We start from the raw sequence: 18002 nt of genomic DNA on the forward strand, positions 1-18002 counted from the left end.
CGCTCGCGGGGAACGGGCACGTCGGCGGGCAGTTCCGGATCCGCCGGGCCGGTGTGTCTAGTCCGGCGCGATCGGTGGGCGGTCGTGGGCCCGTAGCGGCGGAGGAGGTCAGTCGATCGCGAACAGTTGTGCGGCGTTGTGGTGCAGCACGCGTCGCAGCCACTCGTCGCCGAGGTCGAGCCGGACCAGCGCGTCGAGGGCGTGCGGATAACCGTAGGGGATGTTCGGGAAGTCGGTGCCGAGAAGGATCTTGTGCCCGAGGTCGGCGACACGGCCCATCAGTTCGCGCGGATAGGGGGCGTCCTCCTCGGAGAAGTCGGTGAACGACATCGTCGTGTCGAGGCGGACGTTCTCGAAACGCTCGGCGAGGGAGAGGAACTCGGCGTACTCCGGGGTGCCCATGTGCGCGATGATCAACGGCAGCCTCGGGTACCGACGCATCAGGGCCTCGATCGGTTCGGGACCGGTGAACGTGCCCGGAGCCGGACCGGAGCCGCAGTGGATCACCACCGGGACCTGCGCGTCGTCGATCACGCCCCAGACGTCGTCGAGCAGCGGATCGAGCGGGGAGTACTCGCCGACCTGGATGTGTGATTTGAACACGCGGGTGCCCGCCTCGATCGCGGCGCGCGTGTACTCGCCCGCACCCGGCTCGGGGTAGAACGTCGACGTGTGCAGGCAGTCGGGGTGGGCGGCGGCGAAATCGGCCGCCCAGGAGTTGAGCCACTGCGCCATCTCCGCCTTGTGCGGGTACAGCATCGACGAGTACGCCAGCACACCGAACGACCGGAGGGCTTCGACGCGTCGCTCCTCCTCGGCCTTGTAGGCGATCGGCCACTCGCGGCCGATCAGCGGGCCCGCCGAGTCGAAGTACGCCCACACCTTGTCGAGCACGCGGGACGGCATGAAATGTGTGTGGACGTCGATGATCCCGGTGAGACCGAGGCGTTGCCAGACGCCGCGGACGGCCTCGGCCTCTTCGAGTGAGAACGGCTGCGGGGAGTGGTCGTCGCACATGAGGCCCACATTACTAGGGCGTCCTAGCGATGGCGGCCAACACCTCGTCGCGGCCCGGGAAATCCTTGGGGCGGATCATGATCGCCTCGCCGTCGGCGGTCACGCCCTCGCGGTCGCGGACTTCGACGTGAACGAACGTCTTGCGATCCTGTGTGCCGGTCACCTCGGCGCGCAGGTCGACGCGGCCGAGCTTCGTGGGCCGCAGGTAGCGAACCGTGAGGGTTCCGGTGAAGTGCGGCATGTTGACGATCGTGCTCGCGCATTCGCCGACCAACTGGTCCATCAGGAGCGCCAGGACGCCGCCGTGCACCAGTCCGCCGGGGCCCTCGTAGGCCGCGCCGAGGTGCACCGAACCCGTCGACACCCCGGCGCCGTGCTCGGGTCGCAGCGGCGGTGCGATCGGATTGCGCAGGCCGGTGGCCGCATTGCCCCACGGCATGCCCCGCAGATCACGGGTGAACGGCGTGCCGTATCCGCCGGGCTTCTGGTGCACGCGGAGCTCGGCGGTGATCTCGTCGATGCGCGCGCGGGCCCGATCGAGCACGGCGTCGTCGACCTCGGAACGGATCACCGCGTCGATGAGGCCGCGCACCGAGTCGGTCAGCGGTTCGACGACCGCGAGGCGTCGCTCGATCTCGTCGGGGTCGATGTCTTCGAGTCGGAATTCCATGTCGCACCTCGTCGCTGCCGATGATGGGATCAGGCACTGGTGCCTCTCCAACGTCATACCAGAGAAGTGGAACACGTTTCAGTCGGCCCTCCGGAACTTGTTCTGGACAGGTGTCTGGACTTAGGTTCGGCCGTGGAGTAGCGTCACTCCCATGACCACTCCCCTGGAAACCGAGTCCACCCGTCGCCGCCTCACTCCGCAGCAGGCGGAGAAGATCGCGAAGATGACCGACGCCGCGGTGGAGATCGTGCTCGCCGACGGATTCGACAAGCTGTCGGTCCGCGACGTAGCCAAGCGCGCCGGTGTCGCGCCGGCGACCGCGTACACCTACTTCAGCTCCAAGGGGCATCTGGTCGCCGAGGTCTTCTGGCGGCGCCTCGCGGTCGGTGTGCCCGAGCCGGATTCGTCCCTGCCGGTGTTCGAGCGGGTCGCGCAGGTCCTGCGCGGGGTGTCGATGGTCGTCGCAGGCGAGGGTCAGCTCGGTGGGGCGGTGACCGTCGCACTGCTGTCCGACGATCCCGAGTCGCAGCACCTGCGTCTGCGCATCGGCGGATTCATCCACGACCGGCTCGCGGGCGCCGTCGGCGACGACGTCGACGATCCGCAGGGGCTGATCGACGCGCTCCAGATGCTCTATGCCGGCGGACTGGTGACCGCGGGCATGGGGCACCTCACCTATGAGGCCACCTCTGAGCGGCTCGTCGCCGCTGCCAAGCTACTGATGGGACAGCCATGACCGTCACCGACTCCGATATGCAGCAGAGCATTCCGTTCGATCCCTACGACTACGGCTTCCACGAGGATCCGTATCCGACGTACGCGAGACTGCGGGCGCAGGAGCCGGTCCACCACAACGTCGACGGCGACTTCTGGGCGTTGTCGCGGCACCAGGACGTCGCCGACGCCTTCCGCGACAACGTACGCCTGTCCAACAGCTGGGGCGTCTCCCTCGACCCGGCGGCCTACAACGAGAACGCCGAGTTCTCGATGAGCTTCCTGGCGATGGACGATCCACGCCACCTGCGCCTGCGGAAGCTGGTGTCGAAGGGCTTCACACCCCGCCGCGTCGGCGAGTTGGCGCCGCGCATCGCCGAACTGACCGCGCGGCATTGGGATCGATGCCTTCAGCTGGGCGACTTCGACTTCGTTCACGACTTCGCCGGACTCCTTCCGATGGATGTGGTCTCCGAACTGCTCGGAGTCGGCGAATCCGACCGCGCGCACCTGCGCACCCAGTCGGATCTGCTGATCCACCGCGAAGAGGGCGTCACGGACGTCCCCGAGGCGGCGATCCACGCCTACCTCGATCTCCACGGCTTCTACTCGTCGCTGCTGGCCGAACGACGCGCGAGTCCCGGCGACGACCTGATCTCGGCACTGACCACGGCTGAACTCGTCGACGGCGGGGAGCGCACCGCGCTCAGTGACGACGAGATCATCGGTTTCATGATGCTGATGGTGGTCGCGGGGAACGAGACGACCACCAAACTACTGGCGAACTCGGTGTACTGGGGGGCCCGGAGCGCCGACCAGATCGCGCCGATCATCGCCGCGTCGACCGACGCCGACACCGCGGTCGAGGCGGTGACGCCGTGGGTGCAGGAGACCCTGCGCTACGACACGTCGACGCAGATGCTGGTCCGCAGGGTCGTCGACGACGTCGAGTACGGCGGATTCACCATTCCGGCGGGAGATCGTGTGCTTCTGCTGATCGGCTCGGCCAACCGCGACGAGGAGGTGTTCGGCCATGACGCCGATCGGTATCGGATCGGCCGCGACAGCGACCGCACCATCATGAGCTTCGGGCTGGGCACTCACTTCTGCCTCGGCGCGCACCTGGCCAGACTGGAGACCGAGATCGGCCTCGCCCAGATCGCCCGCACGGTGCGTTCCTTCGACGTGGACGTGGCCGGCAGCAATCGCGTCCACTCGGTGAACGTCCGAGGCTTCGCCGATCTGCCGATGACCGTGAAGGCGCGGTGAGGAGGGCATGCCTCGATTCCAACCGCACCCCGAGCGACGACCGGTCCTGGTGGCGGGTGCGTCGTCGGGTATCGGAGAAGCCACGGCTCGCCGTCTGGCCGCGCTCGGCCACCCGGTGGCGCTCGGCGCGCGTCGCGTCGAGAAGCTGACGGTACTCGCCGACGAGATCGTCGCCGCGGGCGGCGAAGCCGTTCCGGTGGAACTGGACGTCACCTCCGACGAGTCGGTGATCTCGGCGGTCGCCGCCGCGCAGGCCGAACTCGGCCCGTTGGAAGTCGTCGTCTCCGGTGCGGGCGACCTGCAGATCGGTCGTGCACACGAGATGCCGGTGAGCGAGTGGGCAGCCCAGATCGACGTGCACCTGGTCGGCGCGTATCGGCTCTACCGCGCGGTGGTCCCCGACATGATCGAGCGGCGACGCGGCGATGTCGTCTTCATCGGCTCGGACGTCGTCTCTCATCCGCGGCCCTGGTCGTCGGCGTACGTCGCCGCGAAGTACGGGGTCGAAGGGCTCGTGGCGACCGTCCACATGGAGCTCGAGGGCACGGGTGTGCGCGCGGGCGTCGTCCGCCCCGGTCAGACGCTCACCGGCATGGGCATGAACCTCGACCAGCAGGCCACCGAGGGAATGCTCAACGATTGGATCGCATTCGGCCTCGCTCGCCACGGACACTTTCTCAAGCCCGACGACCTGGCACACGCGGTGGAGGCCATGATCAGTCTTCCCCCGGGCGCTCACATGAAAGCCGTCGACGTCGAAGCCGAAGGCAGACTGACCTCTCAGACACAGTCCTGAATCAGGAGAATCCCATGACTGCTGTGACCTCGAAACGAGTCTCCGGCGGGACCGGAGAACACGGCCATCTCGACGAGATGGCGACCGATCCCATCGGCCTGTTCCAACGCGTCCGCGACGAGTGCGGCGACGTCGGCGCTTTCCAGCTCGCTGATCGGGAAGTGGTCCTGGTCAGCGGTGCCGCGGCGAACGAAGAGTTCTTCCGTGCCCCCGACGAGGTGCTCGACCAGGCCGCGGCCTACCCGTTCATGACGCCGGTGTTCGGTGAGGGCGTCGTGTTCGACACCAGCCCGGAGCGTCGCAGCGAGATGCTGCACAACCAGGCGCTCAAAGGCGCGCACATGAAGCAGCACGCGATCACCATTCCGAACGAGGTGGAGCGCATCATCGCCGACTGGGGCGACGAGGGCGAGATCGATCTGTTGGAGTTCTTCGCCGAGTTGACGATGTACACGTCGTCGTCGTGCCTGATCGGCGGGAAGTTCCGCGAGGAGCTCGACGGTCATGTGGCGCACCTGTTCCACGATCTGGAGAAGGGCACCGATCCGATCGCCTACGTCGACATGCACGCCGACATCGAGAGCTTCCGGCGACGTGATGCCGCGCGGGCGGAGTTGGTGGAGTTCATCGGGAAGATCATGGACGGGCGGGTGGCGAATCCGCCGGAGAGCAAGGATGATCGCGATCTCGTCGACGTCCTGGTCTCGTTGATGAACGACGACGGTTCGCCGATGTTCGACGCGAACACTGTCACGGGCATCTTCATCTCGATGATGTTCGCCGGGCACCACACGACGTCGGGCACGGCCGCATGGACGCTGATCGAGTTGCTGAAGAATCCGGACTGTCTTGCCCAGGTCACCGACGAACTCGACGGCATCTACGCCGACGGCATCGAGTACTCGTTCGCCGCGATGCGGCAGATCCCGAAACTCGAGGGCGCGCTCAAGGAGGCGTTGCGGCTGCATCCGCCGTTGATCATTCTGATGCGTGTGGTGCAGGAGTCGTTCGAGGTCGGCGGCGTCACCGTCGAGGAGGGGCAGTCGATCGCGGTGTCGCCGGCTGTCTCCAATCGTCTGCCGGAGGACTTTCCCGATCCGGACTCGTTCGATCCGGGACGGTATGCCGAGGGGCGTCAGGAAGACCTGGTGAATCGGTGGACGTGGATTCCGTTCGGGGCGGGACGGCACCGGTGTGTCGGCGCCCAGTTCGCGATGATGCAGCTCAAGGCCATCTTCTCGGTGCTGTTGCGCAACTACGAGTTCGAGTTGACGCAGGATCCGGACAGCTATCGCAACGACCACTCGAAGATGGTCGTGCAGTTGCAGCAGCCGTGTCGAGTGGCGTACCGGCGTCGGAGCGTGTGATGCGTGTCGTCGTCGATCTGGATCTGTGTCAGGGGCACGGAATGTGCGAGATGGAGGCGCCGGAGGTGTTCGAGGCTGGCCGCGACAGTGTCGCGGTTCTCGACCAGGCGCCGGGCGAGGCTCGGCGTGGTGAGGTCGAGGCCGCCGTGCGGTACTGCCCGACGCAGGCTCTGAAGATCGTGGAGGACTGACCGACGTGAGCATCGATGATCTGACCACGCCGCAGCTCGCGGCGTTGGTTCCCGAGCTCCTGCTGACCGGACAGCTGATCGACCGCAGCGGGATGGCACACCTGATCTCGGCGTTCGGCCGCGACGGAATGGCGCAGGTGGCGATCGAGGAGTGGATGGCGGCCAGCCCGGTCTACACCGGTCGAATGCGGGCCGCACTGGGCATCGACGGCGAGGGCGTCGTCGACATGTTCAAGTGTCTGCAGCTCGACATCGGGGCGCCGCCGCAGTTCATGGACTTCCGGTATCGGGTCGACGACGAGAACCACGGGGCGTTCGTTCTGGACCACTGCGGCGCCCTTCTCGATGTGGAGCCGATGGGCGAGGACTATGTGACGGCCATGTGCCACACCATCGAGGACCCGACCTTCGATGCGACGGCCATCGCGACGAACCGCCGTGCGCGGATCCGCCCGGTGCACCGTCCTCCGCGAGTGCCGGCCGATCGCACACCGCACTGCGAGTGGACGGTCACGATCGAGCCAGACCGGGACGAGCTGCCGCTGCCGGAGGTCACCGAGCCGATGCTGCTCCGTCGCGCGGCGACGGTCGAACTCAGTCCGATCGATCCGGCCGCGCCGGACGGCCTCGTCGACTATCGCGGACCGCTGGTCGAGGACGTGAACTACACCGAGTGGTCCGGGTCCGCGCTGCGCCGGATCGTCGAAGAGGTGATGCTGCAGCACCAGTTGCTGTCCCTCGGCTTCCTCGACGCGGTGCGTCGTCGGACCGACGACGCCACGGCCGACGACATCTTCGACAAGCAACTCGTCGGCATCGCAGGCATCGCATCGGAGCGGATCGCGGCCGCGGTGCTCGACGGGCGGTCGGACGCCGCGGCGCTCGCCGCGGTGCTGAATCTCAATCCGGTGTTCGGACCGCGCCAGTACACGGGCTTTCACGCCGTCGCCGTCGACGACGAGCGGGTCGAGGTCCACATCGCCCGCGACAGCGACGTGCTCGTCGACGGCGGTTGGCTGCGTCTGCTCGACGGCGGCCGACTCGGCGCGTTGGCATCCGCGGCGTTCGGCGTGGACCCGACGTGGGTGGTCGGCGAGGCGTCTCATCGGTCGGACGAGACGGTGATCGGCATCGTGCGCGGGGAGCCGCAGAGGGAGTCGGGCGAGGTCGCGATCGTCCGGTTCTCGGCGGGACCGGAGTTCGAGTTCGTCGATCGAGGTCCGTCGCGTGCCATTCCCCTGACCGTCGTGTGACCAGAGGCGAAAGATCGTGTCAGATGGGCTTCTTAAAGTGACTCATCGCGGCGAGCGACGACTCATTTCTCGACGCCACGCAAGCAACGGACTGCGTATTGCGGTCGCACGCTCTATCTTGGGTCAGAGAGCGGCGATTTCCGCCGAAAGTCCTGTTCAAGATGAGTGAGGTTTGCGATGCCGCGGTCTCTTCGTTCAGTTGGTCCGACGTTGGAGCGGCGCTCTGCCGACGACGTCAGGTTGACGCCGGCGATCGTCACGGCATGGGAAGCGCGTCTAGGCGTCGAGCGCGAGCGCATGGTGGAGCCGTGCACCGCGTGGCCGTCGACCAAGCCGTACGAGATATACGACGGGATCGTGCTCAGTTCGTCGACCGATGAACCGCTTCGATCCGTGCAGTACAGCCGGCGGCTGTCGATGATGTCGTCGTTCTGCGTCCTGGTGTCGCCGGTCCGGATCGAACGCGCGAACGTCGCCGGTGACGCCGATGAGCGAGATCGGCTGATCGTGAGCGTCTCCGGTTTTCGCGGCGACTCGGTGGTCGCGCAGAACGGGCGTGAGAACAGGTACGGATCGGGCGATCTCGCGGTCGTGTCGACGCAGGCGCCGTTCGTGCACACCACGTCGGCGATCCGGGACGCCGCGGGCCTCGTCATACCGTTCACCGCGCTGGGCCGGTTCCGCTACCTCGCCGAGCGACCACGCCGTGAGATGGGCGGCCGGACGCCGCTGGCGCGCGCCGCCGCCGGGTTCGTTCGACGATTCGCCATCGACTCCGCGGTCGCGGGCGCCCGTGTGTCCTCGGACGCCGAGCTCGCGGTGATCGACCTGCTCGCTGCGGCGCTCGCCGAGCTGACTCTCGACGGACGCTACAGTCTGCAGGACGACCGGCTGTTCAACCGGCAGGCGGCGTCGGACCTGATCGCACGCCGGTACCGGGATCCGTCGTTCACCACAGACATGATCGCCGAGGAGTTGCACATGTCGCGGCGGCACGTGTACCGGCTCTTCGAGGACTTCGGGTCCTCGCCCGCGGAGCTGATCGCCGAGGCGCGGGTCGAGGCCGGACGCAAGATGCTCGACGAGAATCCGTGGATGCAGATCGGGGACATCGCGACGGCGTCCGGTTTCCGGTCCCTCGCGACGTTCCGGAACCAGTTCAAGACCAGGTACGGGGTCAGTCCGCTGGAGTACCGCGAACGGATCGCGGGCCCAGTGCGCGAGCGATGCTGACCGGGGATGAGTGGCAAGAACGTGCCGTTCGTCCCCACGGAACGGTTCGCGTCGACCCTGACTCCGGCGATCATCGCGGCGTGGCAGAAGCGTCTCGGTGTCGACGCCGCGACGATCGTCGACCCGATGCGGTTGGGCGACACGGTGGCGCGCGTGTCGTTCTCCTCGAACCGGACCGAAGGGCTGGGCACACTGCGGTACGGGCACATGCTCTCCCAGTCGGCCGTCTACTGCTCGCTGCAGACGCCTGTGCGCATCGAGTGCACGGCCGAATCGATCCGTGAGGACCCTCGTGAAGTGCTCATCGCCAGCGTGTCGCCGATCCGGGGAGAGTCGACCCTCTGGCAGCGAGGGCAGGAGTATCGGTATGCGCCGCGCGACCTGATCCTGGTCCCGACGCTGTATCCGTTCGTCCGCGCGACGACGACGATCCACGAGTCGGCGGGCCTGTTCATCCGTCTCTCCGCCCTCGGCGCCCACCGGTATCTCGCCGAACGCTCGCGCCGGGCGTCGGGGACGGACACGCCCCTGGCCAGGGCCACGGCCACCTTCCTCCGTCGGTTCGCCGTCGACACGGCGGTGACCGGCGCCCAGGTGCCCGCTGACACGGAACTGGCCGTCATCGACCTGGTCACCGCGGCTCTGGCCGAACTGACCCTGGACGACCGCTACCGCCTGCAGGACGATCGACTGTATGTCCGGCAGACGGTGATCGACCTGGTCGCCCGCCGCTACCGGGATCCGTCCTTCGGGACGGATGCGATCGCCGACGAACTGCACATCTCGCGGCGACACCTGTATCGGCTGTTCTCCGAACTCGACACATCGCCCGCGGAGCTCATCGCCGACAAGCGGGTCGAGGCCGGGCGCGAGATGCTCGAGGAGAGGCCGTGGACGCGGATCGGCGACATCGCGACGGCCGTCGGCTTCCGCTCACTGGCGACGTTCCGCAACCAGTTCAAGGCGCGGCACGGGATCAGCCCGTTGGAGTTCCGCGAGCGGATCCGCGGTTGAACACGAACTCACACGTCGAAGCGCACATCGGCGGTGGCGTGTGCGAGCAGGGTCCCGTCGTCGTCGCGTAGGTCGGCGTCGAACACCGACAGCCGACGGCCCAGCTTCACCGGGGTCACTCGGACGTGGACGCCGCGTCCGTCGACGGCGGGGGAGCGGAGGAAGGCGACGGTGAAGTCGACCATCTGATACCTCTGACCCGGGCCGGTGAACGACTGCGCGCCCAGCGAGCAGCCCTGGGCGACGATCGCGCCGATGACGCCGCCGTGCATGGTGCCCATCACGTTGCCCATCCACGGTGCGGTCTCGGCGGTGAAGGTGAGGGCGGTGTCGTCGACAGCGGTGATCGAGCCGCCGAGCAGGCGGGCGAGTGGGCCGATCGGAGCGCCGTCACGGATGGCCGAGACGATCTCGCGGCCGGTCAGATCGACGGGCGGTGCGGTGACGGCGGGATGTGCGTTCGGTGATTCGGGAACCGAGAGGTGCAGGCCGGGTCTGGCGTCGGTGACCCGCCCCACCCGCACGTTGCGCGCGAGCCCGGTGCACAGGAGACGGTCGCCGTCGCCGACGATGTCGACCGACGTGGTGCCATAGGTGTGCGACGACATGCGCAGATCGGCGGTCGCGGTCAGATACTCGTCGACGGCGGGCCGTTCGAGCATCGACATGGTCAGCCGGGCCTGCAGTGACGACACGGACGGCTCGGCGAGGTAGAAGCGGAGTCCGCCGAGGTCGTCGAAGAGCACGGTGAGCGCGGGCATCTCGATGAGTCCGCGGTGATCGGTCAGCGAGGTGCCGAGCGCCTGGTTCATCGTCCATTCGTCGCCGTCGGAGGTGCGGCCGATGGCGAAGGCGTCGATGGGATCGGTGGGCGCGGTGACGAGCATGGCTCATGTGTATCAGCAACACCGGTGTGAGCTGCGGCTCGTCGAGGCGACCTCGGTGAGAACGACGTGCTCGCACGGCTCGAGCCGACATGAAACAATCATTCATGCTTGATTAATTCTCGAACCTGTGTGACCCTCGACGCATGGCGATCGCGGACGACCTCCGGGCCGAGTACGAGTCCCTCGATGCACTGGTGGCGGATCTGTCCGACACGCAGTGGGCGACGGCCACACCCGCCGACGGGTGGGACGTCGCACATCAGGTCGGACACATCCTGTGGACCGACCGAGTGTCGTTGGTGGCGGTGACCGATCCGGAGCGGTTCGCGTCGGAACTCCTGGCCGAAGCGGGTGAAGACCCTCTCGGCTTCGTCGACGCGGCGGCCGACGAGGAGGCGCTGCGCCCGCCCGCCGAACTGCTCGCCGACTGGCGCGAGACGCGCGGCAGGCTCGTCGACGCTCTCGAGGCCGTACCGGACGGAACGAGACTGCCGTGGTTCGGTCCACCGATGTCGGCGACGTCGATGATGACCGCCCGCATCATGGAGACCTGGGCGCACGGACTCGACGTCGCCGACGCGTTCGGCGTGCGGGTCGAGCCGACCGACCGGATCCGCAACGTCGCCCACATCGGCGTCCGCACCCGAGACTTCGCGTACCTGGTGAACGAGAAGACCCCGCCCGCCGAACCGTTCCGCGTGGAACTGACCGGCCCGAACGGGGACGTCTGGACGTGGGGTCCGGACGACGCGTCGAACATCGTCCGCGGACCGGCGATCGACTTCGCCGAACTCGTCACACAGCGGCGGGCACTGGCCGATCTGGACCTCGAGATCATCGGCGACGACGCCGCCGAATGGGCATCGATCGCTCAATGCTTCGCCGGCCCGCCCGGATCGGGCCGCACTCCCAGCACGGAAGGACACTGAACATGGCTCCCGCATCGGTCCGTATCGGCAATGCGTCCGGTTTCTACGGCGACCGGATCACCGCCGTCCACGAGATGCTCGAGGGTGGACGACTCGACTACCTGACCGGCGACTACCTCGCCGAACTGACCATGCTCATCCTCGGCAAGGACCGGATGAAGGATCAGTCGCTGGGCTACGCCAAGACGTTCCTGCGGCAGATGGAGACGGGCCTCGGTCTCGCCGTCGACAAGGGGGTGAAGGTAGTCGTCAACGCGGGTGGTCTCAATCCGCACGGACTGGCCGTCGCGTTGCGTCAGCTCGCCGCGAAGGTGAGCGTCGACGCGCAGATCGCCTTCGTCAACGGCGACGACATCGCTCCGCGCGCAGCGGAACTCGGCCTCGGCACCCCGATCACCGCCAACGCCTACCTCGGCGGATTCGGTATCAAGGCCGCACTCGACCGTGGGGCCGACGTCGTCGTCACCGGGCGTGTGACCGACGCTTCGTTGACCGTCGGCGCGGCGGCGTCGGCGTTCGGCTGGGGCTACGACGACCTCGACGCCGTCGCGGGTGCGATCGTCGCCGGACACGTCATCGAGTGCGGCACCCAGGCCACCGGCGGCAACTACTCGTTCTTCCGCGAGGTGCCGATGGATCGCCCGCTCGGCTTCCCCGTCGCCGAGGTGGCCGCCGACGGGACGTCGGTCATCACCAAGCACGACGGCACCGGGGGAGCGGTCACCGTCGGCACCGTGACCGCGCAGTTGTTGTACGAGATCCAGGGGCCGCGCTACTACAACCCGGACGCCACGGCGCTCTTGGACACCGTCGAACTGGCCCAGGTCGGCGACGATCGCGTCGCGATCACCGGGGTTCGCGGGGAGGCTCCGCCGAAGGATCTGAAGGTCTCGCTCAACCACTTGGCGGGCGTCCGCAACGAGGTCGACGTGGTGATCACCGGCCTCGACGTCGACGCCAAAGCTGAACTGTTCCGCGCACAGTTCGAGGCGGCCCTGCCGAGTGCGCCCGCCGAGTTGACCTGGGAACTGTCCCGCATCGATCGCGCCGACGCCGACACACAGGAGAAGGCGAGCGCGGTGCTGCGCTGCGTCGCCCGCGACCCCGATCCGAAGGTCGTCGGCCGACCGTTCAGCGCCACCGCCGTCGAACTCGCGCTCGCGAGCTTCCCCGGTTTCACCTTGACCTCGCCTCCCGGCAACGGATCGCCGTACGGGGTGTTCGAACCCGGATACGTCGACGCCGGACTCGTCGAGCATCTAGTGAATCAGCCCGACGGAGTGTCGGTGGTGATCGAGCCGTCGCCGTTGCGCACCGAACCGATCCGCGACGTGTCCGTTCCCGATTCGGGGCCCGTCGCCGACCGCGGTGCGACGCGCCGCGCACCGATCGGCGAGGTCGTCGGCGCGCGCAGCGGTGACAAGGGAGGCAGCGCGAACATCGGCGTCTGGGCGCGCGGCGACGACGAGTACGCCTGGCTCGACGAGACGCTCAGCGTCGCCAAGCTCAAAGAACTGCTTCCCGAGACGGCCGATCTGACTGTCCACCGCTATCGCCTGCCGAAGATGAAAGCGCTCAACTTCGTCATCGAAGGCGTTCTCGGGCGCGGTGTGGCCGAGAACGTCCGCTTCGACCCCCAGGCCAAGGGGCTGGGGGAATGGTTGCGGTCGCGGGTCGTGGACGTGCCCGTGAGATTCGGCTCGCCCGACTAGCCCGGGTGGGCCGGCGGGGTATCTCGACAATCGCGAAGAAGGAGAACACATGCCCATCCCCAGCTCGATCTGGGACAGTCCGGAACGACTCGCGCTGCGTGAGACCGTAGCCGGATTCCTGGCGCGCCATGTCGTCGGCGCACAGGACGAATGGGAGCGCACCGGGCTGATCCCGCGTGATCTCCATCTGGCGGCGGCCGAGCTCGGGCTCTTCGGCCTCGGCGTGCCCGAGGAGGTCGGCGGATCCGGCGGCGACCTGGTCGATTCGACGATCCTCGGTGAGGAGTTCCACTACCGCGGCGGTGCGGGCGGCGTGTTCGCATCGTTGTTCACACACGGCATCGCGCTGCCGCATCTCATCGCGGCGGGCGATCCCGCTCAGATCGAGAAGTGGGTGCGACCGACGCTCGAAGGGCGGATGATCGGCTCGCTGGCGATCACCGAGCCGAGCGGCGGCAGCGACGTCGGACATCTGCGGACCTCCGCGGTGCGCGAGGGTGACCACTATGTGGTCAACGGCGCCAAGACCTTCATCACGTCCGCGGTCCGCGCCGACTTCGTGGTGACCGCGGTCCGCACGGGCGGCCCGGGCGCCGCGGGCGTCTCCCTGCTCGTCATCGAGAAGGGCACGCCGGGATTCGAGGTGGCGCGCAAGCTCGACAAGATGGGCTGGCTCGCGTCCGATACGGCGGAGCTGTCGTTCGTCGACGCCCGGGTGCCGGTGGAGAACCTGGTGGGAGCGGAGAATTCGGGATTCGCGCAGATCGCGCAGGCCTTCGTCACCGAGCGCGCCGGTCTGGCCGTCCAGGCGTACGCGAGTGCGCAGCGCTGCCTGGACTTGACCCTCGACTGGGTCCGCGACCGCGAGACGTTCGGCCGTCCGCTGATATCGCGCCAGTCCGTGCAGGACACCGTCACCGAGATGGCTCGTCGTATCGACATCGCGCGCACGTACACGCGTGCCGTCGTCGAACGGAAGGTGGACTCCGACGACGATCTGATCGCCGAGATCTGCTTCGCCAAGAACACGGCCGTCGAGACCGGCGAGTGGGTGGCGAACAAGGCCGTCCAACTGTTCGGCGGCATGGGCTACATGCGCGAGTCGGAAGTGGAACGCCAGTACCGGGACATGCGCATTCTGGGCATCGGCGGCGGCACCAACGAGATCCTCACCGGTCTGGCCGCGAAACGATTGGGGTACCAGGCATGACGGAACGAGCGAAGCGAGAGGGAATCTGATGACCGTGTTGAAGTCACGGATCGACACGAACTCCGATGAGTTCGTCGCGAACGTCGAGGAGATGAACGCCAAACTCGCCGACCTCGACCTCGAGTTCCGCAAGGTGCTCGCCGGGGGCGGCGAGAAGTACGTCGAGCGGCACCGCAGACGCGGCAAGATGACCGCCCGCGAACGCATCGAACTGCTTGTCGACGAGGACTCGCCGTTCCTCGAGCTGTGCCCGCTGGCGGCGCACGGATCGCAGTTCACCGTCGGGGCGTCCGTAGTGACCGGCATCGGCGTCGTCGAAGGCGTCGAATGCCTCATCACGGCCAACGACCCGACCGTCAAGGGCGGCACGTCGAACCCGTGGACGTTGCGGAAGATCCTGCGTGCCAACGATATCGCTCTGGCGAACCGGCTCCCGGTGATCTCGATGGTCGAGTCCGGCGGCGCCGATCTGCCGACGCAGAAGGAAGTCTTCATTCCGGGCGGACGCATGTTCCGCGATCTGACGAGACTGTCCGCCGCCGGGATCCCGACCATCGCCCTCGTATTCGGCAACTCGACCGCGGGCGGCGCGTACGTGCCGGGAATGAGCGACCACGTCGTGATGATCGACGGCGCGTCGAAGGTCTTCCTCGGCGGGCCGCCGCTGGTCAAGATGGCCACCGGCGAGGTCGCCGACGACGAGGAACTCGGCGGGGCCGCGATGCACGCCCGGGTCTCCGGGCTGGGCGACTACCTGGCCGTCGACGAACAGGACGCCGTCCGCCTCGGGCGACGGATCGTCGCACGACTCAACTGGCGCAAGGACGGTCCCGACCCCGTCGCCGACGTCGTCGAGCCGCTCTACGACGCGGAGGACCTCCTCGGCATCGTGCCGAGCGACCTCAAGGTGCCGTTCGATCCGCGCGAGGTGATCGCGCGCGTCGTCGACGGCAGCGACTTCGACGAGTTCAAACCCGAGTACGGGTCGTCGCTGGTCTGCGGATGGGCCCAGGTCCACGGCTACCCGGTCGGGATCCTGGCGAATGCCCAGGGCGTGCTGTTCTCCGCGGAGTCGCAGAAGGCCACGCAGTTCGTCCAGCTCGCCAACCGTGCCGACACCCCGCTGATCTTCTTGCACAACACCACCGGATACATGGTGGGCACCGAGTACGAGCGCGGCGGCATGATCAAGCACGGCTCGATGATGATCAACGCCGTCTCGAACTCGACGGTCCCGCACATCTCGATCCTGATGGGCGCCAGCTACGGCGCCGGGCACTACGGCATGTGCGGGCGCGCCTACGATCCGCGGTTCCTGTTCGCGTGGCCGAGTGCCAAGAGCGCGGTGATGGGGGCGGCGCAGCTCGCGGGCGTCATCTCGATCGTGTCCCGCGCGGCCACCGAGGCCCGCGGCGGCGTCGTCGACGAGGAGGCCGACGCGGGCATGCGCGCCATGATCGAAGCGCAGATCGAAGCCGAGTCGGTCCCGACGTTCCTGTCGGGAATGCTCTACGACGACGGCGTGATCGACCCGCGCGACACGCGCACGATCCTCGGGCAGACGCTCTCGGCGATCGCATCGGCGCCGATCGAGGGCACCAGCAACTTCGGCGTCTTCCGGATGTGAGGAGAGAACACATGAGCAACGCCATCACGTCCGTCCTCGTCGCGAACCGCGGCGAGATCGCCTGCCGCGTGTTCACCACGTGCAAGAAGATGGGACTGCGCACCGTCGCCGTCTACTCCGATCCCGACGCCGACGCTCCGCACGTGCGGATGGCCGATTCGGCTGTGGCACTTCCGGGTTCGACGTCGGCCGAGACTTATCTGCGGCCGGAGAAGATCATCGCCGCCGCGCGTTCCGCCGGGGCCGACGCCATCCATCCCGGCTACGGATTCCTGTCGGAGAACGCCGAGTTCGCCGAGGCCGTCGCGGCCGCGGGGCTGGTGTGGATCGGTCCGCCCGCCGCCGCGATCACCGCGATGGGCTCGAAGGTCAACGCCAAGGAGCTGATGGCGTCCGCCGGTGTCCCGGTGCTGACCGACATCGATCCCGACTCCGTGACCGAAGCAGATCTGCCGCTGCTCATCAAGGCCTCCGCCGGTGGCGGCGGCCGCGGTATGCGGATCGTGCGTGAACTCGGTGAGCTGGCCGACGCCGTCGCCGCGGCGCGGAGGGAAGCCGAGTCGGCGTTCGGCGATCCGACGGTGTTCTGCGAGCCGTACATCGAGCGCGGTCATCACATCGAGGTGCAGGTGATGGCGGACGAGCACGGCACCGTGTGGGCGGTCGGCGAGCGCGAATGCTCGATTCAGCGTCGACACCAGAAGGTGATCGAGGAGGCTCCCGCCCCGCTCGTGGAGCGGGTCGGCGGCGACATGCGCGAGCGGCTGTTCGCGGCCGCGCGAGCGGCCGTCGAGTCGATCGGCTACCGCGGCGCGGGAACGGTTGAGTTCTTGGCGGACGCCGGGAGCGGAGCGAGCGGGTCCGATGATGTGGCGGACGCTGGGAGCGCAGCGAGCGGGTCCGATGATGACCGTCGGGACGGCAAGTTCTTCTTCCTGGAGACGAACACCCGTCTGCAGGTGGAGCATCCGGTCACCGAGCTGACCACCGGGATCGATCTCGTCGAATGGCAGATCCGCGTCGCCGAGGGCGAGGCGCTGCCCGCCGAGGAGCCGGCCACGAACGGCCACGCGATCGAGGTCCGACTGTACGCGGAGGATCCGGCTCACGACTGGCAGCCGCAGTCGGGCACGGTCACCACGATCGATCTTCCCGCGTCGGCACGTTTCGAACAGCTCGATCGGCCGGGGGTGCGCGTCGACTCGGGCATCGCCGACGGCAGTGAGATCTCCACGTACTACGACCCGATGCTCGCCAAGGTGATCTCGTGGGCGCCGACCCGGGCGCGTGCGGCCGCGATGCTCGCCCGGTCGCTCGCGGATGCGAAGATCCACGGCCTGGTGACCAACCGGGACATGCTGGTCAACACGTTGCGCGACGAGACGTTCGCCTCCGGTGACACCGACACCGCCTACCTCGACACCGTCGGTCTCGACGTCCTGTCGGCACCGCTGGCGTCCGACGACGACGTTCGCGTGGCCGCCGTCGCCGCGGCGCTGGCGCAGTCGGCGGCCAACCGGGGAGGTGCTCGTGTCCTCGGTTCGCTGCCGTCGGGGTGGCGCAACATCGCCTCCGACTACCAGTCGAAGAGATATGTGACGGCGTCCGGCGAGGAGGTCGACGCCCGATACCGGATCGGTCGCCGCGGTGTCGATCTGCCGGATCTGGCCGACAGCGTCGTCGAATCGATCGCCGCCGATGTCGTCACGATCTCGACGGCGGGTGTCACCCGACGGTACGAGGTGTCGGTGGTCGGTGCCGCCGGGGCGAGCGGAGCGATGGGTGATGCGAGTGTGAACGTCGACTGGCCGGGCGCGTCGGTCGCGCTGACCCGAGTGCCGCGGTACACCGATCCGTCGGCGCAGGAACGTCCCGGTTCCCTGCTCGCACCGATGCCCGGATCGGTGATCCGCGTCGCCGTCGCCGAGGGCGACACGGTCACGGCCGGCCAGCCGCTCCTGTGGCTCGAGGCGATGAAGATGGAGCACACGATCGCCGCGCCGTCGGATGGTGTGGTGTCGGTGCTCGCCGTCGAAGAGGGTCGGCAGCTCTCCGTGGGAGACGTACTGGCCGTGATCACGGAAGCCGAGTGACTCCTCCCGCTGGTCGAGCG

Annotated in this window: 16 protein-coding genes; 13 read left to right on the plus strand and 3 right to left on the minus strand. The window is 67.8% G+C overall.

Annotated features, from left to right (window positions below; all coding sequences use genetic code 11):
• Positions 1-108 precede the first annotated feature (108 nt).
• Together BKA16_RS07120 and BKA16_RS07125 are read right to left on the minus strand one after the other, a co-directional pair.
• The gene (locus tag BKA16_RS07120) at positions 109-1017 is read right to left on the minus strand and encodes an amidohydrolase family protein (RefSeq protein ID WP_183369998.1); all 909 of its coding nucleotides are present in this window, start codon (positions 1015-1017) and stop codon (positions 109-111) included.
• Between the two features lie 13 nt (positions 1018-1030).
• On the minus strand, positions 1031-1687 hold the full coding sequence (locus BKA16_RS07125) for a PaaI family thioesterase (RefSeq protein ID WP_183369999.1): 657 nt from the start codon (positions 1685-1687) through the stop codon (positions 1031-1033).
• 151 nt (positions 1688-1838) lie between these two features.
• Here BKA16_RS07125 and BKA16_RS07130 point away from each other — a divergent pair, with 151 nt between their 5' ends.
• The 8 genes from BKA16_RS07130 (at position 1839) to BKA16_RS07165 (ending at position 9524) form a co-directional block, all read left to right on the plus strand.
• Positions 1839-2423, plus strand: a complete 585-nt coding sequence (locus BKA16_RS07130) for a TetR/AcrR family transcriptional regulator (protein WP_183370000.1) — start codon at positions 1839-1841, stop codon at positions 2421-2423.
• Positions 2420-3670 carry a cytochrome P450 gene (locus BKA16_RS07135; protein WP_183370001.1) on the plus strand — a complete coding sequence of 417 codons (1251 nt, stop codon included), beginning with the start codon at positions 2420-2422 and terminating at the stop codon, positions 3668-3670. The genes BKA16_RS07130 and BKA16_RS07135 overlap by 4 nt, the downstream gene beginning before the upstream one ends.
• A 7-nt stretch (positions 3671-3677) precedes the next feature.
• A complete protein-coding gene (locus BKA16_RS07140; RefSeq protein WP_183370002.1) occupies positions 3678-4466 on the plus strand; it encodes an SDR family oxidoreductase in 789 nt (262 codons plus the stop codon).
• A 14-nt stretch (positions 4467-4480) separates the two neighbouring features.
• Positions 4481-5833 carry a cytochrome P450 gene (locus tag BKA16_RS07145; RefSeq protein WP_183370003.1) on the plus strand — a complete coding sequence of 451 codons (1353 nt, stop codon included), beginning with the start codon at positions 4481-4483 and terminating at the stop codon, positions 5831-5833.
• Positions 5833-6024 (plus strand): ferredoxin, encoded by a 192-nt coding sequence (locus BKA16_RS07150; RefSeq protein WP_183370004.1) that lies wholly within the window; start codon positions 5833-5835, stop codon positions 6022-6024. The genes BKA16_RS07145 and BKA16_RS07150 overlap by 1 nt, the downstream gene beginning before the upstream one ends.
• A gap of 5 nt (positions 6025-6029) precedes the next feature.
• Positions 6030-7277, plus strand: coding sequence for a hypothetical protein (locus tag BKA16_RS07155; protein WP_183370005.1), 1248 nt, complete (start codon positions 6030-6032; stop codon positions 7275-7277).
• Positions 7278-7517: 240 nt separating this feature from the next.
• Entirely contained in the window at positions 7518-8510 is a 993-nt protein-coding gene (locus tag BKA16_RS07160; RefSeq protein ID WP_183370006.1) for a helix-turn-helix domain-containing protein, read from the plus strand.
• 6 nt (positions 8511-8516) lie between these two features.
• Entirely contained in the window at positions 8517-9524 is a 1008-nt protein-coding gene (locus tag BKA16_RS07165; protein ID WP_183370007.1) for an AraC family transcriptional regulator, read from the plus strand.
• Positions 9525-9532: 8 nt separating this feature from the next.
• Here BKA16_RS07165 and BKA16_RS07170 read toward each other — a convergent pair whose 3' ends face one another.
• Positions 9533-10411, minus strand: a complete 879-nt coding sequence (locus BKA16_RS07170; protein WP_183370008.1) for a PaaI family thioesterase — start codon at positions 10409-10411, stop codon at positions 9533-9535.
• Positions 10412-10554: 143 nt separating this feature from the next.
• On the opposite strand from BKA16_RS07170, the gene BKA16_RS07175 reads away from it, so the two are divergent.
• From BKA16_RS07175 to BKA16_RS07195, 5 genes are read left to right on the plus strand one after another with little or no spacing between them, the layout of a single operon-like run.
• Entirely contained in the window at positions 10555-11340 is a 786-nt protein-coding gene (locus BKA16_RS07175; protein ID WP_183370009.1) for a TIGR03084 family metal-binding protein, read from the plus strand.
• A gap of 2 nt (positions 11341-11342) precedes the next feature.
• On the plus strand, positions 11343-13052 hold the full coding sequence (locus BKA16_RS07180) for an acyclic terpene utilization AtuA family protein (protein ID WP_183370010.1): 1710 nt from the start codon (positions 11343-11345) through the stop codon (positions 13050-13052).
• Positions 13053-13101: 49 nt separating this feature from the next.
• Complete coding sequence (locus BKA16_RS07185) at positions 13102-14262, plus strand: acyl-CoA dehydrogenase family protein (protein WP_183370011.1); 1161 nt, start codon at positions 13102-13104, stop codon at positions 14260-14262.
• 28 nt (positions 14263-14290) lie between these two features.
• Positions 14291-15889, plus strand: coding sequence for an acyl-CoA carboxylase subunit beta (locus BKA16_RS07190; protein ID WP_183370012.1), 1599 nt, complete (start codon positions 14291-14293; stop codon positions 15887-15889).
• A gap of 11 nt (positions 15890-15900) precedes the next feature.
• Positions 15901-17982 (plus strand): ATP-binding protein, encoded by a 2082-nt coding sequence (locus BKA16_RS07195; protein ID WP_183370013.1) that lies wholly within the window; start codon positions 15901-15903, stop codon positions 17980-17982.
• Positions 17983-18002: the final 20 nt, after the last annotated feature.

Origin of the sequence: Gordonia humi (assembly GCF_014197435.1) — a bacterium.
Taxonomy (GTDB): Bacteria; Actinomycetota; Actinomycetes; order Mycobacteriales; family Mycobacteriaceae; genus Gordonia; species Gordonia humi.